This window comes from Pontibacillus salipaludis (genome assembly GCF_014642405.1).
GTDB lineage: Bacteria > Bacillota > Bacilli > Bacillales > BH030062 > Pontibacillus > Pontibacillus salipaludis.
This window is the reverse complement of sequence record NZ_BMIN01000001.1, coordinates 383,540-403,725: the sequence shown is the minus strand read 5'-3', so window position 1 is coordinate 403,725 and position 20,186 is coordinate 383,540. Positions and strand designations below refer to the sequence as shown.

At 39.4% G+C, this 20,186-nt stretch carries 25 protein-coding genes; 23 read left to right on the top strand and 2 right to left on the bottom strand.

Annotated elements, in window-relative coordinates; translation table 11 throughout:
• Window positions 1-6 precede the first annotated feature (6 nt).
• From xerD to IEW76_RS02030, 19 genes are all read left to right on the top strand, one after another.
• Window positions 7-894 carry a site-specific tyrosine recombinase XerD gene (xerD, locus tag IEW76_RS02120; RefSeq protein ID WP_188650434.1) on the top strand — a complete coding sequence of 296 codons (888 nt, stop codon included), beginning with the start codon at window positions 7-9 and terminating at the stop codon, window positions 892-894.
• 100 nt (window positions 895-994) lie between these two features.
• Window positions 995-2,170: a phosphopentomutase gene (deoB, locus tag IEW76_RS02115; protein WP_188650432.1), complete on the top strand. Its 1,176-nt coding sequence runs from the start codon at window positions 995-997 to the stop codon at window positions 2,168-2,170.
• Window positions 2,171-2,185: 15 nt separating this feature from the next.
• The gene (locus tag IEW76_RS02110; protein WP_188650430.1) at window positions 2,186-3,001 is read left to right on the top strand and encodes a purine-nucleoside phosphorylase; all 816 of its coding nucleotides are present in this window, start codon (window positions 2,186-2,188) and stop codon (window positions 2,999-3,001) included.
• Window positions 3,002-3,032: 31 nt separating this feature from the next.
• Entirely contained in the window at window positions 3,033-4,340 is a 1,308-nt protein-coding gene (locus IEW76_RS02105; RefSeq protein ID WP_188650428.1) for a pyrimidine-nucleoside phosphorylase, read from the top strand.
• Between the two features lie 218 nt (window positions 4,341-4,558).
• Window positions 4,559-5,725 (top strand): D-alanyl-D-alanine carboxypeptidase family protein, encoded by a 1,167-nt coding sequence (locus IEW76_RS02100; protein ID WP_188650426.1) that lies wholly within the window; start codon window positions 4,559-4,561, stop codon window positions 5,723-5,725.
• Between the two features lie 104 nt (window positions 5,726-5,829).
• Complete coding sequence (gene spoIIAA, locus IEW76_RS02095; protein ID WP_036779570.1) at window positions 5,830-6,183, top strand: anti-sigma F factor antagonist; 354 nt, start codon at window positions 5,830-5,832, stop codon at window positions 6,181-6,183.
• Window positions 6,183-6,623 (top strand): anti-sigma F factor, encoded by a 441-nt coding sequence (spoIIAB, locus tag IEW76_RS02090; protein WP_188650424.1) that lies wholly within the window; start codon window positions 6,183-6,185, stop codon window positions 6,621-6,623. The genes spoIIAA and spoIIAB overlap by 1 nt, the downstream gene beginning before the upstream one ends.
• Before the next feature lie 12 nt (window positions 6,624-6,635).
• On the top strand, window positions 6,636-7,391 hold the full coding sequence (gene sigF / locus IEW76_RS02085) for an RNA polymerase sporulation sigma factor SigF (protein ID WP_188650423.1): 756 nt from the start codon (window positions 6,636-6,638) through the stop codon (window positions 7,389-7,391).
• Window positions 7,392-7,520: 129 nt separating this feature from the next.
• Window positions 7,521-8,150 (top strand): stage V sporulation protein AA, encoded by a 630-nt coding sequence (locus tag IEW76_RS02080; protein ID WP_188650421.1) that lies wholly within the window; start codon window positions 7,521-7,523, stop codon window positions 8,148-8,150.
• Entirely contained in the window at window positions 8,134-8,547 is a 414-nt protein-coding gene (locus IEW76_RS02075; protein WP_188650418.1) for a stage V sporulation protein AB, read from the top strand. The genes IEW76_RS02080 and IEW76_RS02075 overlap by 17 nt, the downstream gene beginning before the upstream one ends.
• 14 nt (window positions 8,548-8,561) lie before the next feature.
• Window positions 8,562-9,017: a stage V sporulation protein AC gene (gene spoVAC, locus IEW76_RS02070; protein ID WP_188650416.1), complete on the top strand. Its 456-nt coding sequence runs from the start codon at window positions 8,562-8,564 to the stop codon at window positions 9,015-9,017.
• Window positions 9,018-9,029: 12 nt separating this feature from the next.
• Window positions 9,030-10,043, top strand: coding sequence for a stage V sporulation protein AD (gene spoVAD / locus IEW76_RS02065; RefSeq protein ID WP_188650414.1), 1,014 nt, complete (start codon window positions 9,030-9,032; stop codon window positions 10,041-10,043).
• Window positions 10,043-10,393 carry a stage V sporulation protein AE gene (spoVAE, locus tag IEW76_RS02060; protein ID WP_036779553.1) on the top strand — a complete coding sequence of 117 codons (351 nt, stop codon included), beginning with the start codon at window positions 10,043-10,045 and terminating at the stop codon, window positions 10,391-10,393. The genes spoVAD and spoVAE overlap by 1 nt, the downstream gene beginning before the upstream one ends.
• Window positions 10,394-10,399: 6 nt before the next feature.
• Entirely contained in the window at window positions 10,400-10,975 is a 576-nt protein-coding gene (gene spoVAEA, locus IEW76_RS02055) for a stage V sporulation protein SpoVABEA (protein WP_188650412.1), read from the top strand.
• On the top strand, window positions 10,959-12,425 hold the full coding sequence (locus tag IEW76_RS02050) for a spore germination protein (protein WP_188650410.1): 1,467 nt from the start codon (window positions 10,959-10,961) through the stop codon (window positions 12,423-12,425). The genes spoVAEA and IEW76_RS02050 overlap by 17 nt, the downstream gene beginning before the upstream one ends.
• Before the next feature lie 123 nt (window positions 12,426-12,548).
• On the top strand, window positions 12,549-13,859 hold the full coding sequence (lysA, locus tag IEW76_RS02045; protein ID WP_188650407.1) for a diaminopimelate decarboxylase: 1,311 nt from the start codon (window positions 12,549-12,551) through the stop codon (window positions 13,857-13,859).
• A 32-nt stretch (window positions 13,860-13,891) separates the two neighbouring features.
• Window positions 13,892-14,326: a peptidylprolyl isomerase gene (locus tag IEW76_RS02040; protein WP_188650405.1), complete on the top strand. Its 435-nt coding sequence runs from the start codon at window positions 13,892-13,894 to the stop codon at window positions 14,324-14,326.
• A 332-nt stretch (window positions 14,327-14,658) separates the two neighbouring features.
• Window positions 14,659-15,120 (top strand): M50 family metallopeptidase, encoded by a 462-nt coding sequence (locus IEW76_RS02035; protein WP_188650403.1) that lies wholly within the window; start codon window positions 14,659-14,661, stop codon window positions 15,118-15,120.
• Between the two features lie 304 nt (window positions 15,121-15,424).
• Entirely contained in the window at window positions 15,425-15,772 is a 348-nt protein-coding gene (locus IEW76_RS02030) for a GNAT family N-acetyltransferase (RefSeq protein ID WP_188650402.1), read from the top strand.
• A gap of 63 nt (window positions 15,773-15,835) precedes the next feature.
• Here IEW76_RS02030 and IEW76_RS02025 read toward each other — a convergent pair whose 3' ends face one another.
• Both IEW76_RS02025 and IEW76_RS02020 read right to left on the bottom strand, forming a co-directional pair.
• Complete coding sequence (locus IEW76_RS02025) at window positions 15,836-16,357, bottom strand: DUF309 domain-containing protein (RefSeq protein WP_188650399.1); 522 nt, start codon at window positions 16,355-16,357, stop codon at window positions 15,836-15,838.
• 126 nt (window positions 16,358-16,483) lie between these two features.
• Window positions 16,484-16,570 carry a YjcZ family sporulation protein gene (locus IEW76_RS02020; protein WP_036779535.1) on the bottom strand — a complete coding sequence of 29 codons (87 nt, stop codon included), beginning with the start codon at window positions 16,568-16,570 and terminating at the stop codon, window positions 16,484-16,486.
• Between the two features lie 177 nt (window positions 16,571-16,747).
• Between IEW76_RS02020 and IEW76_RS02015 the strand changes: the two genes are divergently transcribed.
• The 4 genes from IEW76_RS02015 to IEW76_RS02000 all read left to right on the top strand — a co-directional run bounded on the left by IEW76_RS02015 (window position 16,748) and on the right by IEW76_RS02000 (window position 20,106).
• Window positions 16,748-17,488, top strand: coding sequence for a segregation/condensation protein A (locus IEW76_RS02015; protein WP_188650397.1), 741 nt, complete (start codon window positions 16,748-16,750; stop codon window positions 17,486-17,488).
• 6 nt (window positions 17,489-17,494) lie between these two features.
• A complete protein-coding gene (gene scpB / locus IEW76_RS02010; RefSeq protein ID WP_188650395.1) occupies window positions 17,495-18,094 on the top strand; it encodes an SMC-Scp complex subunit ScpB in 600 nt (199 codons plus the stop codon).
• 556 nt (window positions 18,095-18,650) lie between these two features.
• Entirely contained in the window at window positions 18,651-19,160 is a 510-nt protein-coding gene (locus IEW76_RS02005) for a DUF3907 family protein (RefSeq protein ID WP_188650393.1), read from the top strand.
• 61 nt (window positions 19,161-19,221) lie between these two features.
• Window positions 19,222-20,106 carry a superoxide dismutase gene (locus tag IEW76_RS02000; RefSeq protein ID WP_188650391.1) on the top strand — a complete coding sequence of 295 codons (885 nt, stop codon included), beginning with the start codon at window positions 19,222-19,224 and terminating at the stop codon, window positions 20,104-20,106.
• Window positions 20,107-20,186: the final 80 nt, after the last annotated feature.

The window sequence follows — 20,186 nt, the reverse complement described above, 5'->3', positions numbered from 1 at the left end:
TGGTTTATGGAAGATGAGCGTAAAGATTTCCTTCATTATCTAAAGATTGAACGAGGGTTGTCTCAGAATACCCTTATGTCTTACGAAAGAGACCTTACTCAGTATGTCACCTTTTTACAAAAAAATACTGAGATTTCGGACGTTCGTGTGATTACCCGCACGCATATTATGCAGTACCTGCACCATTTAAATGATCTTAACCGTTCACAGTCTACTATCGCTCGAACGCTTTCTTCTGTTAGGGCTTTCCATCAATTTCTTGTACGTGAACAGCTAGCTCAGTCAGATCCTAGCTTACATATTGAAACACCGAAGAAAGAGAGGAAACTTCCGAAGATTTTATCTATGAAGGAAGTAGATGCTTTGCTGGCTATGAACGCGCAGGACGCTTTATCGATTCGAAATAAAGCTATGTTAGAAATGCTTTACGCTACAGGTCTACGAGTTACAGAACTAGTATCTCTAAAAGTAAGTGACCTTCATTTAACAATGGGGTTTGTTCGATGCTTAGGGAAAGGTTCAAAAGAGAGAATTATTCCACTTGGTAACATGGCTAAAAATTCGGTGGAAATCTATTTATCTAGTTCGAGATCTGAACTCGTAAAGCAAAACCAAACAGATGAGTTGTTTGTTAATCATCATGGTCGCCCATTGTCTAGACAGGGGTTTTGGAAGATATTGAAAGCGGTTGCGAAAGAAGTGGGAGTCGAAAAAGAAATTACACCTCACACATTGCGTCATTCTTTCGCTACGCACTTATTAGAGAATGGAGCAGATCTTCGAGCTGTACAGGAGATGCTTGGACATGCTGATATTTCTACGACACAGATTTATACGCACGTGTCAAAAGCAAGACTAACAGACATTTACCGCTCTTATCATCCAAGAGCGTAATTTTTTCCAAAAAATTGATGTCTGACATCATACCACTCTTCCTGAACTGCATAGATTTGTTCATTAAGGGAATGTAAACTTTATAGGAGGGATCGAATTAATGGAACAATATAAACGTGTATTTTTAATCGTATTAGACTCAGTAGGGATTGGTGAAGCACCAGATGCAGAGCAATTTAATGATAAGGGCGCTGATACGTTAGGACATATTGCTGAACATATGAAGGGACTCAACATGCCGAATATGGCCAAACTTGGTCTTAGCAATATCCGTCCTCTTCAAGGGATCGACCCGGCAGAAAAACCGCTAGCTCATTACACGAAGATGCAGGAAGCTTCTAATGGGAAAGATACAATGACAGGGCATTGGGAGATTATGGGCCTTTATATTGATACCCCGTTCCGAACATTTGAGGAATTTCCAAAAGAGTTGATCGATGAGATTGAAGAGCGAAGCGGACGTAAAGTAATTGGAAACAAACCTGCTTCAGGAACAGCTATACTAGACGAATTGGGTCCTGAGCATGTGGAAACAGGAGCTCTTATTGTCTATACATCTGCAGATTCTGTTATTCAGATTGCTGCTCACGAGGAAGTAGTACCTGTTAAAGAACTTTATGAAATCTGTGAAATGGTACGTGAGTTAACGAAAGATGAGAAATATATGATTGGTCGGGTTATTGCTCGTCCTTTCGTAGGAAAAGAAGGCAAATTTGAACGTACTTCTAATCGTCATGATTACGCACTGAAACCATTCGGTCGTACTGTGATGAATGAGATGAAAGATGAGAATTATGACGTAATTGCTCTGGGTAAAATCTCTGATATCTACGATGGAGAAGGTGTTACAGAAGAGATTCGTACGAAAGATAACATGGATGGTATGGATAAACTTGTACAGTCCATGGATAAAGACTTTACTGGTTTAAACTTCTTAAACCTTGTTGACTTTGATGCGAAATATGGTCACCGTCGTGATCCTCAGGGGTACGGTGAAGCTCTAGAAGCATTTGACAAACGTCTACCAGAAGTTCTAGACAAACTAAATGAAGATGATTTATTACTTATCACAGCGGATCATGGTAATGACCCAATACACCATGGCACAGATCATACGCGAGAGTTAGTACCACTACTTGTTTATAACAAGCAGTTTGGAAAGGGGAAAGAGTTACCCCTACGTGAAACATTCTCTGATATTGGTGCTACAGTTGCAGAGAACTTTAACATTAAAATGCCTGAACACGGCAAGAGTTTCTTAAAAGATCTAAAGTAAGGGGAGGACGTACACATGAACGCAGTACAAACTAAAGAAGCAGCACAATTTATTGAACAAAAGTTATCCGAACAGCCGATTGTTGGGATGATCCTTGGATCTGGGCTTGGCGTATTAGCAGACGAGATTGAGAGTGCTGTAACCATACCTTATGGTGACATTCCTCATTTTCCTCAATCGACAGTAGCTGGACATAAAGGGCAATTAGTAATTGGCCAGCTTGAAGGGAAGCAAGTTATTGCGATGCAAGGACGTTTCCACTACTACGAAGGTTATAATATGAAGCAAGTGACATTCCCGGTTCGCGTCATGAAACAACTTGGCGTTGAATCGCTATTTGTTACAAACGCCGCAGGTGGAATTAATGAAAGCTTTAAACCAGGAGATCTTATGATTATTACGGATCATATTAATAATATGGGGGACAACCCACTTATCGGTAAGAACGATGATGAACTTGGTGCACGTTTTCCAGATATGTCAAAAGCTTATGATGTAGAGCTTACAAATCATGCGAAAGCTTGTGCAGATCGCCTTGGTCTTAAGGTGCAAGAAGGTGTATATGTAGGAAACACAGGACCTTCTTACGAAACAGGCGCAGAAGTGCGCATGCTACGTACGATGGGGGGAGATGCTGTTGGTATGTCAACTGTGCCAGAAGTAATTGTAGCGAATCATGCTGGAATGAATGTACTTGGCATTTCTTGTATTTCTAACATGGCAGCTGGTATATTGGATCAGCCTTTAACGCACGATGAGGTAATTGAAACAACACAACAAGTGCGTCAGGACTTTTTAAACTTTGTTAAAGAACTTACAAAATCACTGTAAAAAGTGAAGACGATACTGGGGGAATATAAACATGAGAATGTATGATATTATTGCTAAAAAACGCGATGGACAAGCGTTAACACCAGAAGAGATCACGTTTTTCATTGAAGGATATACGAATGGTGATATCCCTGACTACCAGGCAAGTGCCCTTTGCATGGCAATCTTCTTCCAAGATATGAATGACGAAGAACGTGCTAACATGACGATGGAAATGGTGAAGAGTGGGGATACAATTGACCTATCCGCAATTGAAGGGATTAAAGTTGATAAGCACTCTACTGGCGGTGTAGGCGATACAACAACCCTGATCTTAGGACCTCTTGTTGCATCACTTGATGTTCCTGTTGCAAAAATGAGTGGACGTGGTCTGGGTCATACAGGTGGTACAATCGACAAACTTGAAGCAGTGCCAGGATTCCACGTAGAAATTGATAAAAGTGAATTTATTGAGCTTGTAAATAAAAACAAAGTTTCTGTAATTGGTCAAACAGGTAACTTAACACCTGCTGATAAGAAGCTTTATGGTCTGCGTGACGTAACAGCTACCGTTAACTCTATTCCTTTAATTGCGAGCTCGATCATGAGTAAGAAAATTGCTGCTGGTGCAGACGCGATTGTATTAGATGTTAAAACAGGCGCTGGTGCATTCATGAAGAGCTTAGAGGATTCAAAGGATTTAGCAGAAGCTATGGTAGCAATTGGTAACCGTGTAGGTCGCAATACGATGGCTGTTATTTCTGATATGAGCCAGCCTCTTGGGCGTGCAATCGGAAATGCGCTAGAAGTAAATGAAGCGATTGAGACACTTAAAGGAAACGGTCCAGAAGACCTTACAGAACTTTGCCTGACTCTAGGCAGTCAAATGGTTGTATTAGCAGGTAAAGCTGCTACCTTAAATGAAGCGCGTGAGAAACTTCAAGAGAACATGAACAACGGCAAAGCCCTTGAGAAGTTTGCGACGTTCTTACAATCTCAAGGTGGCGATGAGCGTGTTGTTGAAGATCCAAGTGTCATGAAAGAGGCTTCGTATAAAGTTGAACTTGAGGCCAAAGAAGCTGGGTTTGTAAGTGAAATCGTAGCAGATGAACTTGGTACAGCGGCAATGATGCTTGGTGCTGGTCGTGCGACGAAAGAATCTGAAATTGACTTAGCAGTAGGTCTTTACTTAAATAAAAAAGTGGGCGATTATGTAGAAGTAGGAGAGTCACTTCTAACTATACATTCGAACCAAGAGGATGTAGAAGACGTAAAACAGAAGCTTTATGAGAATATTACAATCACAACGAATAAAGTAGAAGCCCCAACTCTTATTCACGACATGGTAACAGAAAAATAAATAAGATCCATTCTTAAACTAGCTCAATGCTTTAGAGCACTTATATCAAGTGCCTTAGCATTGAGCTTTTTTTATGCGCTATATCACTTTAAAGCGCTAAATGGTGCCTGGCACTATTTAGTACTTTAAATAGGTGAGGTGAAGATTTTTTTGGTTTTGTTGTTATATATTTTGCTCCATTGGAAAAAATAGCTAACATAAAGATTGGAGGGACCTCTATGAAAAAAATAGGTGTCTGGTTCATTTTGATGACGATGATAATGACAATGTTTGCACCTGTCTCTAATGCGAAAGAAGAGTCAGGTCCGGAATTGGTAGAAAGTGCAAAGTCAGCCATTCTGTTAGAGCGTGATACAGGTGAGATTCTTTATGAGAAAAACTCAGGAGAGTCACTTCCTCCTGCTAGCATGACAAAAATTATGACGATGATTCTTATAATGGAAGCTTTAGATGAAGGGAAGCTAAAGTTAAACGAAAAAGTGCGTGCAAGTGAATATGCTGCATCTATGGGAGGATCGCAAATTTTCCTGGAGCCTGGTGAAGAAATGACAGTAGAAGAACTTCTAAAAGGAGTCGCAGTGGCCTCCGGTAATGATGCTTCTGTTGCGTTAGCAGAGAGGATTGCTGGTAGCGAAGCGGCATTTGTGAAGCAAATGAACCAAAAGGTAAAAGAACTTGGTCTTACAAATACAAAATTCCAAAATACCACCGGCTTACCAGCTAATGATCATTACAGTACCGCCCATGATATGGCTGTGATGGCTAAAGAATTGTTGAAGCATGAACAGATTACAAAATATACAAGTATTTATGAAGATTACCTAAGAAAAGGTACAGATAACGAGTTCTGGCTTGTGAATACGAACAAACTCGTTAAATTTTATACTGGTGTAGATGGCTTAAAAACTGGCTTCACACGAGAAGCAATGTATTGTCTAACAGCAACTGCAAAGAAAGACGATATGAGAGTCATTGCAGTGGTTATGGGTGCTGAAACCCCGAAAGATAGAAATGCTGATATATCCGCAATGCTTGACTATGCATTTAATCATTATGAAACGGAGTCATTATATGAACGTCATCAACCAGTCGATACACTTAAAAATATACGAGCGGCTAAAACGAAAGTTGATGTAGTAACAAGTGAATCTGTATCTGTATTGAAGAAAAAAGGTCAAACGATTGAGAATGTAGATGAAAAATTAGTGTATAACAAGAACTTAACGTTACCTATTCAAAAAGGCGAAACAGTAGGGACACTTACGATTACAAGTAATGGTAAACCGTTATCTAAAACGAACGTAGTTGTAAATGAAGCGGTTGAAGAAGCAGGGGTGTGGACGTTATTTAAACGTTCCATGAGTGAAATGGTGAAACAACGCTAAATATAAGACCTTTACTCGAACCAAGACTAGTTTTGTCACGGAGCAGGAAATAGGCATAAAAAAGAAGAAAGACTCATTAACCCATTAACAAGGAGGAAATACCAGTGAGTCTTTCAGTTCACTTTGAAACTAAACAGCATGTTTTATTGGTTCGCTTATCTGGTGAGCTTGATCATCATGAAGCAGAAAATTTACGTAACGACTGGCAGGACATCTTATCAAAGCAAAATCTAAAGCACGTGATTCTGAACTTAGAAGCGCTAAGCTTTATGGATAGCTCAGGATTAGGTGTGATTTTAGGAAGATATAAAGAAGTTAAGCAACAGGGTGGCGAGATGGTGGTTTGTTCAATCTCTCCTGCTGTTCAGAGATTGTTTGAAATGTCGGGTTTGTTTAAAATTATTCGTTTAGAAGAAAACGAAGCGTTTGCACTTGAAACGTTGGGGGTGGCTTCCTAATGAAGAATGAAATGCATATCCAATTCTCTGCCTTAAGTGAGAATGAATCGTTCGCACGTGTAACCGTTGCGGCTTTTATTACACAATTAGACCCAACAATGGATGAGCTTACAGAAATTAAAACAGTGGTTTCTGAAGCAGTAACCAATGCTATTATTCACGGCTATGATGGCTATCCGGGAGGGTTGGTTCACATTGATTGTGAAATAGTAGAAGGAACGGTTTCTATCTCGATTTGGGATGAGGGGATGGGAATTGAGAATGTAGACGAAGCCAAACAACCTCTATATACATCAAAACCGGAATTAGAGCGTTCTGGGATGGGTTTTACAATCATGGAAAACTTTATGGACGAAGTGGATATCACATCAATTCCTGACAAAGGCACGACAGTTCGGTTGGTTAAGCACCTAAAAAAAAGCAAAACCTTATGTAATTAAGGGGTCATGCGTATGGATGTGGAATTAAAACAAAATAAAAAGCATGAACAATTATCGGATCAAGAAGTTAAAGCGTATATTGCATTAAGTCAACAAGGTGATCAGGAGTCGAGGAATATCCTTGTTGAGAAAAATATGCGTTTAGTATGGTCGGTTGTACAGCGGTTTTTAAATCGGGGTTATGATCCAGATGATTTGTTTCAGATCGGTTGTATTGGTTTGTTAAAGTCGGTAGATAAGTTTGATCTTTCCTATGATGTTAAGTTTTCCACTTATGCAGTTCCAATGATTATCGGTGAAATCCAGCGTTTCATACGTGATGATGGCAGTGTAAAAGTTAGTCGGAGCTTAAAAGAGACAGGAAATAAAATCAGGAAGAAAAAAGATGAACTGACTAAAGTTTATGGGCGCGCTCCCACTGTTCAGGAACTAGCCAAAGAACTAGATATTTCTGCAGAAGATGTTGTGTTAGCTCAGGAGGCTTCAAAAGCTCCGCATTCCATCCACGAAACGGTATATGAAAACGACGGTGACCCGATCACCCTTCTTGATCAAATTGCAGACCAGGATACAAAATGGTTTGATAAGATGGCTTTAGAGGAGGCGATTCGATCCTTAGACGAACGGGAACGCCTAATCATTTACTTACGATATTTCAAAGATCAAACACAATCAGATGTAGCTGAAAGACTTGGTATATCACAAGTACAAGTCTCAAGGCTTGAAAAGAAAATTTTAGCTTTCATAAAAAATCAAATGAACGAGTAAAAAGGTGTCTCCTCATCATGAGGAGACACCTTTTCTATTTGCTTTCATTTTACATAACATGTAAACGCATGATTCTAGTGCGAGAAACTCATACTAATTATAAATATTTCTTGTTAAGGAGGGTGGAAGATGAGCGAGGTCGTTTATATAAGGATGCGGCAAAAAATAAACGGATATCCTCATCAGGTTATTTACTTATCTGATATAGCGCTCATTTCTGCTAGTAAGAGGTTAACTGAAAAGCTAAACCGAGTGGTGATTCACACCGTTTCGAAACAAGATAAGAACATAGTCATTATTGATGTGTTTCGGGTTATCTATGAACTAAGTCAAACGTTCAAAGATGCCGAATTTCAACCTATGGGCCCAAATCAAACCATTGTAATGATCCCATCTAAACGAAAGAAACCTGCTTTTTTATATGTCATTTTGATTTGGTTATTATTGTTCATTGGTGCTGGTATGGCAATTATGAATTTCCATTTTGACGTTAGTATGGAGGAAGTGCACCAACACCTGCACTTTTTACTGACGGGTGATCAACTAAAACACCCACTATGGCTTCAAATTCCATACTCTGTCGGGTTAGGTGTAGGAATGATTCTGTTCTTTAACCACTTGTTTAAGAAGCGAATTAATGAAGAGCCAAGCCCCCTTGAAATTGAGATGCACAAATACCAGCAGGATCTCGATCAGTATGTATCTTATCATGAAAACCAAATCAATCAGGACTACAAGAACCATGACTCAACTGATTGAACTTTTTATTGGATTAGCAGGTGGGCTTGCGGTAGGAGCGGGATTTGTTGCTTTCTTAACGGTACTTGGTATTATTCCCAGACTCATTCAGTTAAGCAAAAGTGCCCGATATACAAAGTGGTATGAAGCAAGTGTTGTACTTGGGGTGTTAATGGGAACGTTTTTAACGTTTAATGATGTCCCTTTTAGTTTTCCTGTTTTACTGAGTTCTGTTTGGGGCTTGTTCCATGGTGTGTTTATAGGAATGTTAGCAGCTGCCCTTACAGAAGTATTAAATGTTTTTCCAATCTTAGCGAGACGTATAGGGTTAGAACGGAGCTTACTATGGTTTTTAATGGCGATCGTGTTAGGCAAAATAACAGGATCATTGTTTCAATGGACGATTTTCGTTAAATAAATGAGGTGACTATAATGAGTGAAAAGTTTAATCAGGAGCAATATAACAAAACGATCAAAGAGTACCAACCTAAACCGGCGCTCTTTGGGAATTGTATGAAGGCATTCTTAGTAGGTGGACTTATTTGTACGTTCGGTCAGGTGCTGACGGAACTCTACATGAACGTTATGGGTCTAAGCGAGAAGGAAGCTGGAAATTACACGGTAACAACGTTGATCTTAATCGCTTCATTACTTACGGGTTTTGGCGTTTATGATAAAATCGGACAGTTTGCAGGCGCGGGATCAGCAGTTCCTGTTACTGGATTTGCTAACTCAATCACAAGTGCAGCTCTTGAACACAAAAGTGAAGGAATCGTGCTCGGGGTTGCAACGAATATGTTTAAATTAGCTGGATCGGTCATCGTTTTTGGAGTTGTAGCAGCTTATGTAGTAGGTATTATCCGATATGTTATCAAACTCATCATTTAGGAGGTGTTCTGTATGCGTAAACAAGGAAAGCAATCGTGGGTTTATGAAAACCCAATATATATTAATTCTACAGGTACAGCTGTTGGTCCTAGGGAAGCAAAAGGACCTTTAGCTGGAACATTTGATCGGAGCTTTGAAAACCTTCATTGTGATGAAGGCAACTGGGAGTTAGCTGAACGTAAGTTAATGGAAACTGCAGTGCAATCATGTATAGAAAAAGGAGACATCACCAAAGAACAAGTAGATCTATTTTTGGCTGGAGATTTATTAAATCAAAATGTAACGTCAAATTATTTAGCCAGATCCCTATCTATTCCTTTCCTTTGTATGTTTGGAGCTTGTTCAACTTCAATGGAAACGTTAGCGGTAGGTAGTGCACTTGTGGACGGAGGGTTTGCTAACCATATAGTAGCAGCTGTAAGTAGTCATAATGCTACAGCTGAAAGGCAGTTTCGCTATCCGACTGAATATGGAGGACAAAAGCCAAAGACGGCTACTTCGACAGTAACAGGAGCAGGAGCTGCATTAATAAGTAAGAAAAAATCAAGTATAAGGGTTGAAGCAGCTACGATTGGTAAAGTAATGGATTACGGTGCGAAGGATCCATTTGATATGGGATCTGCTATGGCACCTGCTGCATATGACACAATAAAGACGCACTTAGAAGATATGGGGCGATTACCATCTGATTACGACCTTATTGCAACGGGAGACCTTTCAGGCGTAGGAAGTCCTATTGTAAAAGATATGTTGAAAGAAGATGGATACAATGTAGATCAAATGCACAATGATTGCGGATTAATGATATATAACAGTGATCAAGAAGTTTTTGCGGGCGGGAGTGGTTGTGCTTGTTCGGCTGTCGTAACATATGGCCATTTAATTCAAGCTCTAGAAAAAGGGAAATATCAGCGTATATTAGTTGTAGCTACAGGTGCTCTAATGAGCCCGACAATGGTTCAACAGAAGGAATCGATTCCAACAATTGCACATGGGGTCGTTTTAATGAGAGAGGAGGGTCAATAATGGATTACGTTTGGGCATTTGTGGTCGGTGGTGCGATTTGTGTTATAGGGCAAATTTTACTGGATGTATTCAAGTTGACCCCCGCTCATGTCATGGCATCTTTCGTTGTTTCAGGAGCCGTGCTTGATGGGTTTAATATTTATGACAAGTTAATTGAGTTTGCAGGAGCTGGGGCTACCGTTCCAATCACAAGTTTTGGGCATTCTTTATTACATGGCGCTATGGAACAAGCGGACAAGAACGGCCTTTTAGGTATTGGAATAGGGATCTTTCACTTAACATCTGTTGGTATCGCTTCTGCCATATTATTTGGCTTTTTAGTAGCTCTCATATTCAAACCGAAAGGATAGATGTATATGCTTTCCAAAAAAGTTATTGTCATCACAGATGGAGACGAGTATGCCAGGAAAGCCATTGATTACCTTGCGGGAGAGGTTGGGGGCACTTCTCTTGCTCAATATTCTGCTAACCCAACTACTGCTTCTTCAGAAGAAATTATAAAAGCGGTAAATAGAGCTAAAGAAGAGCCTGTTTATGTTTTGTTAGACGATGCAGGGATTCAAGGTGTGGGCCCAGGGGAACGTGTGTTACTCGATCTTGCGAAAGAATCATCTATTACCATTATAGGAGCGATCGCAGTGGCCTCTCATACTCGCTATAGGGAGTGGTCTCGATTTACTTTTGCAATTGATCGTAAGGGGGAGATCGTGGCCCAAGGTGTTGATAAAGAAGGCGAGAGGGAAATGGAAATCGGACGGATTAGCGGTGATACGGTTTATTCCCTTGATGAGCTGGACATCCCAACAGTAGTTGCTATTGGAGATATCGGCAAGATGTATGGTCAAGATGATTTAAAAAAGGGAGTGCCAATAACAAGAAAAGCAATTGAACTGATTTTGGAAAGGGCTGATGAAAATGAAGAAAGGGAGTAGTCAACCGATCTCTTCCAAAATAAGAGAAAATGAGCAGTTTCTTAAAGATCGCGTTGGAGTAGGAATCTCATTTGACTTGGGGTTTCGGAAAATTAAAGTGTTTGAAAAAGATATTGATATTTATTATTTAACAGGTATGTGTGATACCCAATATATTATTGAATTAATGAAGAAATTAGTAGAGATTAACGATGTTGAACGGCATAATAAGTCTAAATTATTTTCCATCGTAGAGAACCGTTTAGTGCATCAACAAGTATCAAAGGTAAAAGATTTAGGTGAAGCCACGACTCAGCTCCTCTCTGGTTTAATCATTGTGTTTGTTGATGGATATAGCGAAGCATTTATTGTAGACGTGCGTATGTACCCTGGGAGGTCACCAAGTGAACCAGATACCGAGAAAGTTGTACGTGGGTCTCGTGATGGATATACAGAAAATATTATCGAAAATACTTCTTTAACAAGAAGGCGGGTAAGAGATGAAAGACTCCGCCATGAAATATTTCAAGTGGGGGAACGTTCCAAGACAGATATTTGTCTCTCTTACTTACAAGATGTAGCGGATCCAGATTTAATTAATCTCATTAAAGAAGAAATAAAGAATATTGATATAGATGGATTATCTATGGCAGATAAAACTGTCGAGGAATATCTCGTCAGTCAAGGAAAGAATCCTTTTCCTCTTGTGAGGTATACTGAGAGGCCTGATGTAGCTTCTGCTCATTTGTTTGAAGGTCATGTATTAATTATGGTAGATACTTCGCCGAGTATGATTATTACTCCGACTACATTTTTCCACCATGTGCAACATGCTGAAGAGTACCGTCAAGCGCCCATGGTTGGTTCTTTTGTGAGATGGGTTCGATACTTAGGTATCTTTATGTCTGTATTCTTATTGCCCTTCTGGCTCTTAATGGTTGATGATCCTACTTTATTACCTCAATCCCTAAAATTTATTGGTCCTCACGATGAGAGTAACATCCCGGTATTTGCACAATTAATAATTGCAGATATAGGAATTGAGTTCTTAAGGATCGCAGCCATCCATACTCCGACCCCTCTCTCAACCGCAATGGGACTAATTGCTGCTGTGTTAATAGGCCAAATTGCAATTGATGTAGGGTTATTTATACCTGAAGTCATCTTGTATGTGGCTATGAGTGCCATAGGATCGTTTGCAACACCTAGTTATGAACTAAGTGTTGCCAATAAAATTAGCCGGATTATATTGTTGTTAATTACCGCGGCCTTTGGAATAAAAGGATTTGTAATAGGATTTACACTATACATTCTACTGCTAACTCGGACAAATTCGTTGAACACACCGTATCTATGGCCTTTCCTTCCATTTAATTTTGGAGCTCTAATGCAAATTGTTTTCCGCGTGGCAGTGCCTCTATCTAAGAATAGGCCAAGCATTGTAAAACCTCAAAACAACCAACGCCAATAACATTTGTTTATTGAATAACGTGTATTGGTGTGGTAAATTTATTTTAATCTTCTAATGAATGAAAGAAGGCAGCCTTTTCTGTCTTCTTTTTAATGGTTTTGGGTAGAATGGGAGTGAAAAAGAATGGTATACAATATGAACGACAAAGGACATTTAAAAATAGGTGGTGTAGACGTAGTTGAACTTGCTTCAACATATGGTACACCGCTCTTTGTATATGATGTAAATAAAATTAAGGAGAATGCTCGTAACTTTGTAGGAACGTTTAAGGATTTAGGGGTTCAAGCGCAAGTTGCATACGCTTCAAAAGCATTTTCTTCTATAGCAATGCTGCAGGTAGCTAAAGATGAGGGTCTTAGTCTTGATGTAGTTTCGCAAGGTGAGTTACACACAGCACTTGAAGCTGAGTTTCCTCCTGAACGAATACATTTACACGGAAACAATAAAAGCATTCCTGAATTAGAAATGGCGATTGAGCACCAAATAGGCTGTGTTGTCTTAGATAACTTCTGGGAGATGGAATTGTTACAGGGACTATTGGCTGAAAGGGATGCATCTATGGATGTATTATTACGTGTGACCCCGGGAATTGAAGCACACACACACGATTATATTCTAACAGGACAGGAAGATTCAAAGTTTGGTTTTGATTTATGGAATGGGCAAGCTGAAGAAGCAGTTAAATATCTACTTCAAGATCAGCATCATATGAATTTAAAAGGCTTGCATTGTCATATTGGATCACAAATTTTTGAGACAGATGGCTTTATCATGGCCATTCGTAAACTTTACGAAGCTTTAGGTTCTTGGAAAGAAACGTACGGATTTTATCCTGAAGTGTTGAATCTTGGAGGCGGATTTGGAATTAAGTATACTGAATCTGATGAGCCTCTGCCACTTTCTCACTATGTGCATCAATTAGTGAAAGAAGTGAAAGAACAAGTGGAGCATTATGGATTTGATTTGCCTGAGATTTGGATTGAACCTGGCCGTGCTATTGTTGGAGATGCAGGGGTTACTCTATATACAATTGGATCTATTAAAGAAATTCCAAAGGTGCGTACATATGTTGCAGTAGATGGGGGTATGACTGATAATTTACGTCCGGCGTTATATTCAGCCAAATATGAAGCTGTTGTTGCTAACAAGCTAAATCAAGAGAAGATCAAAACTGTTTCTATCGCAGGGAAGTGCTGTGAATCCGGAGATATGTTAATATGGGATATAGATGTCCCTGAAGTGGAGAGTGGGGATCTTTTAGCTACATTTAGTACAGGGGCTTATGGGTATTCTATGAGTAATCATTATAACCGATTTCCGAAATCAGCTGTTGTTTTCGTAGAAAATGGTTTTCATCAATTGGTTATCAAACGGGAATCTTATCAGGAAATGACTCGATTAGATTTACCTTACACTCCTCCAGACGGCATCTAAATAGAGAACATAATTTACAGGAGGAACTATACATGAATAAAGGTTCAATTACATTCGAAAATGGTGAAGTGATCCATTTTGATCTTTACCCAAATGAAGCACCAGGCACAGTTGAAAACTTTGCAAAGCTAGCGAACGAAGGGTTTTATAATGGCTTAACATTCCACCGTGTAATCCCAGGCTTCGTAGCTCAAGGTGGTTGTCCTAAAGGAAATGGAACAGGCGGACCAGGTTACACAATTAAATGTGAAACGGAAGGAAATCCACATACTCACCAAGCGGGTTCTCTATCCATGGCTCACGCAGGTAAAGATACTGGTGGAAGCCAGTTCTTCATCGTACACGAAGAGCAGCCACACTTAAATGGTGTGCACACAGTATTTGGTCAAGTAACAGACGGTATGGATACTGTACTACGCATTCATCCAGGTGATGTGATGCAAGAAGTTAAAGTTTGGGAAGACTAATATTTTCTTTAAAGACTGTTCCATGTAAATGGAACAGTCTTTTTTATATTCCGTATTAACCCCCATATGGGAAATACAAAGTTGAGAGAATGTTTCCGTTAATTTTAGTTGAGTCTAAGGTGGAGGAAAGCGAGTCGTTCCCCAGTCACCCCTAGCTCTCATTATCATAACGGCTCCATTCGCACTAGCGTGTCTCCGCTTCGATCCTTAAACAATCTCGCCCTTCAGAAGAATAAATTGAAAATTCTGGGTGGGGGTTTTTAACAGTAGACTTGCAATATTCGGTGAAGAGGGGGAGAATATGTATAGATTTGGAGAGAAGGAGCCTTTAGATGGTAGTATTTGCATGGTTTGTTTTTATAGTTGCACCTTTTTGTTTGCTCTTGCATGAGTTAGGCCATTCCTTATTGGCCAGGATAGCTGGTGCGGAGCGTGTGGAGGTTTTTTTAGGAAGTGGGCCCTCTCTAAAAATTCAAGTGAACCCGTCCTATCGCATACATATCGGTTTATGGTATTTCTTGGGTGCTATGGTTTCTTATGATAAGCGGGAAGGTTTCTATCCAGGGGATCGAATTGCTATATCATTAGGAGGGCCATTATTTAGTTTAGGAGGAGCAGTGATTTCGTGGGGAATCTACCTCTATGCTCCTTATCCAATTATTTCATTCATGATGGTTTTTAATTGTTGGTTATTTATTATTAACCTTATTCCATTTAGTATCAGGGGTAAGCAGTCAGATGGGTATTTAGTTATGAAAGACGCTGCCAGTTTAATCAAGGATAAATGGTACTAATTGTTTTAGAGTGGAGAAAGGCTTGCATATTTAACGAATGTCGTTATAATAAGGGAGGAGTAAAAGGTGAAGAAAAAGAATTGGACCCTTTTCTCTATTTTACTCGGAGTGAGTATGATATGGGGCGTCGTATATTGGATCCTTTTTGTGATAAAGTAAGGAAGTTTGTCGAATTTGGAAGTCCAAAGATGCTAACTTTAAATAGTTTTGTATATAAACACTTCGAATAGGAAGTTAAAATAAATTTTCTATAATCATCTTGTTGTCAATCATTGGAAAGTTATTTTCATAATGAGGGGTTAATATGTTAATTCGATATAAGAAAAGTTTTGAAAAAATCGCCATGGGTCTACTTTCTTTCATGCCAGAAGAAAAAGACGTAAAGAAGTTGTTGCAAACAATTAGGGAATATGAGAATAATGAGAACTGGCAATTGTATCTTTGGAAAGAGGAAGATATCCTGGGTGCAATTGGTATTCAGTTTGATAATCAATCGAAAGCTGTTATTCAGCATGTAACGGTTAATCCATCTCATAGAAATTCAGGCATTGGAAAGCAAATGGTAGATGCTGTGAAGCAACAACTGGGTGAAAGATATGATGTATGTTCTAATGAATATACTGAGGCATTTGTAGACCACTGTGGCTCATAAACTTCGGTTATAAAATGAGAAAAGCCAGCTCCTCTGTAAGGAGGAGCTGGCTTTTTTCGTTAGTTAACGATTTTTTTGCCGTTCTACCAACGCATCTTTTCGTTCTTGTATAACATCTGAACGGTCTCTCATAGAATGACGGTGCACAATAGAAACGTCATCTAGGTTACTAGGGGTATTATATGAAATTCCCCATTCTTTACATCTTAATGAGGCGGCTTCTTTTAATTCAGGAGACAGAATGGGTAGCTCTATACTTTTGTAAGGTTTGTGCTGGTCGATTCGTTCACGAATTAAATCAATTTTAGATAGTAAAGCCTTAGCATCTAAACCATATTGACCGAGGATGTTGTAATGGCTAGTTAAAATGGTTTCTGCTTTTTCAATGGTTCTTTTAGCACCAATGAAATTGTTACGCCTATGGTGATACAAGGAAACAGCTAGCTGGATGAGGCCTACCCAAACCGCGTTCTTGTCTAGTGGTGTATCTTCTTTCCAGCGTTCTTCAAGAAGTTCATGACATTCAAAATAATCTCTCGTGCCATGGAAATGTGCTAGATAATCAATGTAGGCTTGGTCAAACAAAGGGCAGCCTCCTTTCAAATCATATTGAATAAGGTAAGTGTATCATATGAGGAAACATCGACGCGAATGAGGTGAATAAGTAAAAAGAGAGAGCTATCTTTTAGCTCCCTCTGTAGACGCTACTGATTAGTATAACCAGCTAGCACCAACGATGATCAATAGAATAAACAACACAACGATTAACGCAAATCCGCCACCATAACCATAACTCATATTGAATTCCTCCTTATTTTCTGTTAACGGATAAATGTTTTTTTGATAACATTTATCTTACGGTATACATTATGAGGAATCACTCCATTGTGTATGGGCGTTTATACCGGTACTGGATATTTTTTTAGAATCCATGTAAGTGGATTACTTTTTATGCGTTTTAGAGAGGGTTAAAGTATGAATACAAGCTATACGGTAAAAATTGATGCTTTTGAAGGTCCGCTGGATCTTTTGCTTCATTTGATTAACCGCTATGAAATTGATATATATGATATCCCCGTAGCTACCATTACAGAGCAATACACGGCCTACATCCACACGATGCAGAAACTAGAACTGGATATAGCCAGTGAATATCTTGTGATGGCAGCTACACTGTTAGCAATTAAAAGCCAAATGCTTCTTCCAAATCAGGAACTTGAAGTTGAAGATGAGGAATATGATGAAGAAGACCCACGTGAAGAACTAATGCGCAGATTAATAGAATATCGTAAATACAAAGAGGCTGCTGATGAGTTGAAAGAACGAGAAGAAGCGACTCAAATATACACTAGACCTCCGATGAGTTTAGAGGGGGAGGAAGAACAGCAGCAATCAGTTACTACACAGGGCAATGTATCTATTTATGACATGGTCGGGGCGATGCAAAAGCTATTTCAACGTAAGAAATGGGAACAGCCTCTAGAAACTCGAATACAGCGGCAAGAAATTCCTATACAAGATCGTATGAATGAAGTGCGAAGCGTGATCACCAATTCTAAGAGCGGTGTGCGTTTCTTTGAAATGTTTCCTTTTCCAACAAGGACCCATATTGTTGTAACCTTTATAGCAATCTTAGAACTTATGAAAAATAGAGAAGTATACTGTGAACAATCAAACCACTTCGATGAACTCGTGTTATACAAGATGGAGGAATAGTGATTTATGGAAACGAACGAATTACAAGCAATTGTAGAGGGATTGCTATTTGCGGCAGGGGACGAAGGTATGACAAAGAAACAACTTGCTGAAATTATAGAAGAAGACCCTAAAACAATTGAAGAGATTTTGCAACAACTTAAAGAAAATTACGATCAGTCATCTAGAGGGATTTCTCTTATGCAATCAAAAGCTTTCTTTCATTTAACTACGAAGCCAGAGCACTCCGCTTACTTTCAGAGATTAAAAGATGCTCCGCACTCTTCCCGTTTATCCCAAGCAGCTTTAGAAGCACTTGCTATTATTGCTTATCAACAACCTATTACACGGACGGAAGTTGAAGAAATAAGAGGGGTAAAAAGTGAGCGACCGATTCAAACCTTGATTAATCGCTCTTTAATTGAGGAGCGGGGCAGAAAAGAAGGAAGCGGTCGAGCTATTCTGTATGGTACTACGACGGACTTTTTAACTTACTTTGGCTTAACTTCTATTGATGAACTTCCACCTTTACCAGAAGGTGCTGAGCAGTTAGATATGGAAGATGAAGCCGATTTATTCTTTGAATCTTTCCAAGAGACATTTGACGATTCATCAGAACCTTCCTAATTACAGGAAGGTTTTTTATTTAAGACAGGGTTAGGTCCGTTATTTAGTGGGGACTAGGCCTTGCTGTGGGACAACTCGCTTTCCTGCGGGGAGCTGGTAAGCCTCCTCCTTCGCTGTCGCTCTGTCCGGGGTCTTACCTAGATTAAAAGTGCAGGAGTGGTGACTATGACCGTATGGATAAGCCAACTTTTTGGAAAAGGCGATTAGCCTTTGTAAAAAAGATGGCTTATCTCGCTAGGTCCTCCACTACGGAACTGGATAGGCTCCTCACCCCGCGGGAGTCTCGTCGTCCCACAGCAAGCCCTAATTTTAAATGGCTGAACGGACCGCTGTAGTATTATAAGTGCTCTAACTGCCTAGAGTGCAATATATGGCGCGTTTCCGTCTCCTCAAAACAATATTTCAATCATTCTACCAATCATTGAAAAAAGGACATTGTGAGGGATGTGTCGAATAGGTATGTAACATAGTAATAGATTTCATAGATGAGTTCTGTGAGCCACGCTATGTGTATTCTAATTCTTTTATGATTGACCTAAATTAAGGAGGTCTTTAAATGAGTAATCAAATGGTTCGTGCGCAGATGGAAGAGGTAAAAGGGATCTTAAAGAAGTCTGTTGCGGATACGAATGACTATTTAAATCAACAATCCATTGGGGCCATGCTTCTTGAAGAGGGGAGCAAGGATCAGGAATACTATAAGCTATTATTGAAAGCTTTACGTCGCTTAGAGGTGTTTTGTGATGAAGCTTATGATGCTGTGCAAGTTATTTTGAATTCGGAAACATTCCGTAAACCTGCAGCGGAAAGAACGCTTTATGGGATTTATCATCAATGTATTATGGAATTCTTTTCTCCAAAAGGGGATATATGGTATGAGGATAGCAGGGCAGCTTATACTGGTAAAGATGCAATTAAGTATCATCATGAACCTCCGCAGTCGTTTCGTACATTAATCGTAGAACTTGAGAAAGCTTTTCAGCAAATGAGAGAAGAATTGGCCTATTATGAAACTGATTATCATACTAAGATGGTCATGAAAGAAGACCAAAGAAGCTCCTCTTAATAAAGAGGAGCTTTTCACTTTTTTTAGGCGAGGGGCATACGATACGTCGAGGTGATATCGTATGCAAAAAGAAAGAAGACAATACTTACGATCATTATTGAACTGGGCTGATGAAGTAGAGGGGACTTTAAAACAAGCGCCCATAGAAAAAGATAAGCTTGAGGCATGGATGGGAGATTTTGAACAGTGGAAGGAAATGATACAAAACACCCTTCGTAAAGAAGAAATTACTGCTGATGATATGGAAGATGTTGTACGTGAAGGGGAGAGGATCATCTATCACTTAGAAGATCATGTTGAAGCTAAAAGGGAAACGGGACGTGTGCCAATTGGCAAACATAAACTACCTCCGCTCCCATACTCGTATAATGCTCTAGAACCTTATATCTCAAAAGAAATCATGCGTCTACATCATGATGTTCACCATCAAAGTTATGTTGATGGTTTAAATAAAGCTGAACTTGAGCTAGAAAAACTTCGAAAGAACGGAAAAGACACCCTTATCAAACACTGGCTAAGAGAACAAGCTTTCCATGGATCGGGGCATTTCTTACACACCATATTTTGGTTTAATATGTCTCCGGACGGAGGAGGAAAGCCAGGAGGGGAACTATTAAAGCAAATTAATAAAGATTTTGGTAGTTTTAAAGCATTTAAGAAACAGTTTACAGATGCAGCTAAATCTGTAGAAGGTGTTGGATGGGCTTTACTAGTTTGGGAAATGCGGTCCGGCAGGTTAGCCATTCAAACAGTAGAAAAGCACCAAAATGTCTCACTATGGGATGTAGTTCCGCTTCTAGCATTAGATGTATGGGAACATGCTTACTATTTGCAATACCAAAATAAGCGTGGAGATTACGTGGAGAATTGGTGGAATATTGTGAACTGGAAAGATGTTGAGGAAAGGTTTATATCTGTAAAAGACTTAAAGTGGAGCCTATATTAGTAAAAGAAAGCCGTGAGACCTTATGATCACGGCTTCTTAACGTTTTTATTCATAAATAGGCTTTCCAAAATGATTCATAT

Coding starts and splice junctions, on each gene's coding strand:
- IEW76_RS02050 (WP_188650410.1), top strand. CDS start 10,959: ATGAAGAAAGGGAGTAGTCAACCGATCTCTTCCAAAATAAGAGAAAAT.
- sigF (WP_188650423.1), top strand. CDS start 6,636: ATGGATGTGGAATTAAAACAAAATAAAAAGCATGAACAATTATCGGAT.
- IEW76_RS02030 (WP_188650402.1), top strand. CDS start 15,425: ATGTTAATTCGATATAAGAAAAGTTTTGAAAAAATCGCCATGGGTCTA.
- spoVAD (WP_188650414.1), top strand. CDS start 9,030: ATGCGTAAACAAGGAAAGCAATCGTGGGTTTATGAAAACCCAATATAT.
- IEW76_RS02110 (WP_188650430.1), top strand. CDS start 2,186: ATGAACGCAGTACAAACTAAAGAAGCAGCACAATTTATTGAACAAAAG.
- spoVAC (WP_188650416.1), top strand. CDS start 8,562: ATGAGTGAAAAGTTTAATCAGGAGCAATATAACAAAACGATCAAAGAG.
- IEW76_RS02105 (WP_188650428.1), top strand. CDS start 3,033: ATGAGAATGTATGATATTATTGCTAAAAAACGCGATGGACAAGCGTTA.
- xerD (WP_188650434.1), top strand. CDS start 7: ATGGAAGATGAGCGTAAAGATTTCCTTCATTATCTAAAGATTGAACGA.
- lysA (WP_188650407.1), top strand. CDS start 12,549: ATGGTATACAATATGAACGACAAAGGACATTTAAAAATAGGTGGTGTA.
- IEW76_RS02080 (WP_188650421.1), top strand. CDS start 7,521: ATGAGCGAGGTCGTTTATATAAGGATGCGGCAAAAAATAAACGGATAT.
- IEW76_RS02040 (WP_188650405.1), top strand. CDS start 13,892: ATGAATAAAGGTTCAATTACATTCGAAAATGGTGAAGTGATCCATTTT.
- IEW76_RS02005 (WP_188650393.1), top strand. CDS start 18,651: ATGAGTAATCAAATGGTTCGTGCGCAGATGGAAGAGGTAAAAGGGATC.
- IEW76_RS02000 (WP_188650391.1), top strand. CDS start 19,222: ATGCAAAAAGAAAGAAGACAATACTTACGATCATTATTGAACTGGGCT.
- IEW76_RS02020 (WP_036779535.1), bottom strand. CDS start 16,570: ATGAGTTATGGTTATGGTGGCGGATTTGCGTTAATCGTTGTGTTGTTT.
- deoB (WP_188650432.1), top strand. CDS start 995: ATGGAACAATATAAACGTGTATTTTTAATCGTATTAGACTCAGTAGGG.
- spoIIAB (WP_188650424.1), top strand. CDS start 6,183: ATGAAGAATGAAATGCATATCCAATTCTCTGCCTTAAGTGAGAATGAA.
- scpB (WP_188650395.1), top strand. CDS start 17,495: ATGGAAACGAACGAATTACAAGCAATTGTAGAGGGATTGCTATTTGCG.
- IEW76_RS02075 (WP_188650418.1), top strand. CDS start 8,134: ATGACTCAACTGATTGAACTTTTTATTGGATTAGCAGGTGGGCTTGCG.
- spoVAE (WP_036779553.1), top strand. CDS start 10,043: ATGGATTACGTTTGGGCATTTGTGGTCGGTGGTGCGATTTGTGTTATA.
- IEW76_RS02035 (WP_188650403.1), top strand. CDS start 14,659: ATGGTAGTATTTGCATGGTTTGTTTTTATAGTTGCACCTTTTTGTTTG.
- spoVAEA (WP_188650412.1), top strand. CDS start 10,400: ATGCTTTCCAAAAAAGTTATTGTCATCACAGATGGAGACGAGTATGCC.
- IEW76_RS02100 (WP_188650426.1), top strand. CDS start 4,559: ATGAAAAAAATAGGTGTCTGGTTCATTTTGATGACGATGATAATGACA.
- IEW76_RS02015 (WP_188650397.1), top strand. CDS start 16,748: ATGAATACAAGCTATACGGTAAAAATTGATGCTTTTGAAGGTCCGCTG.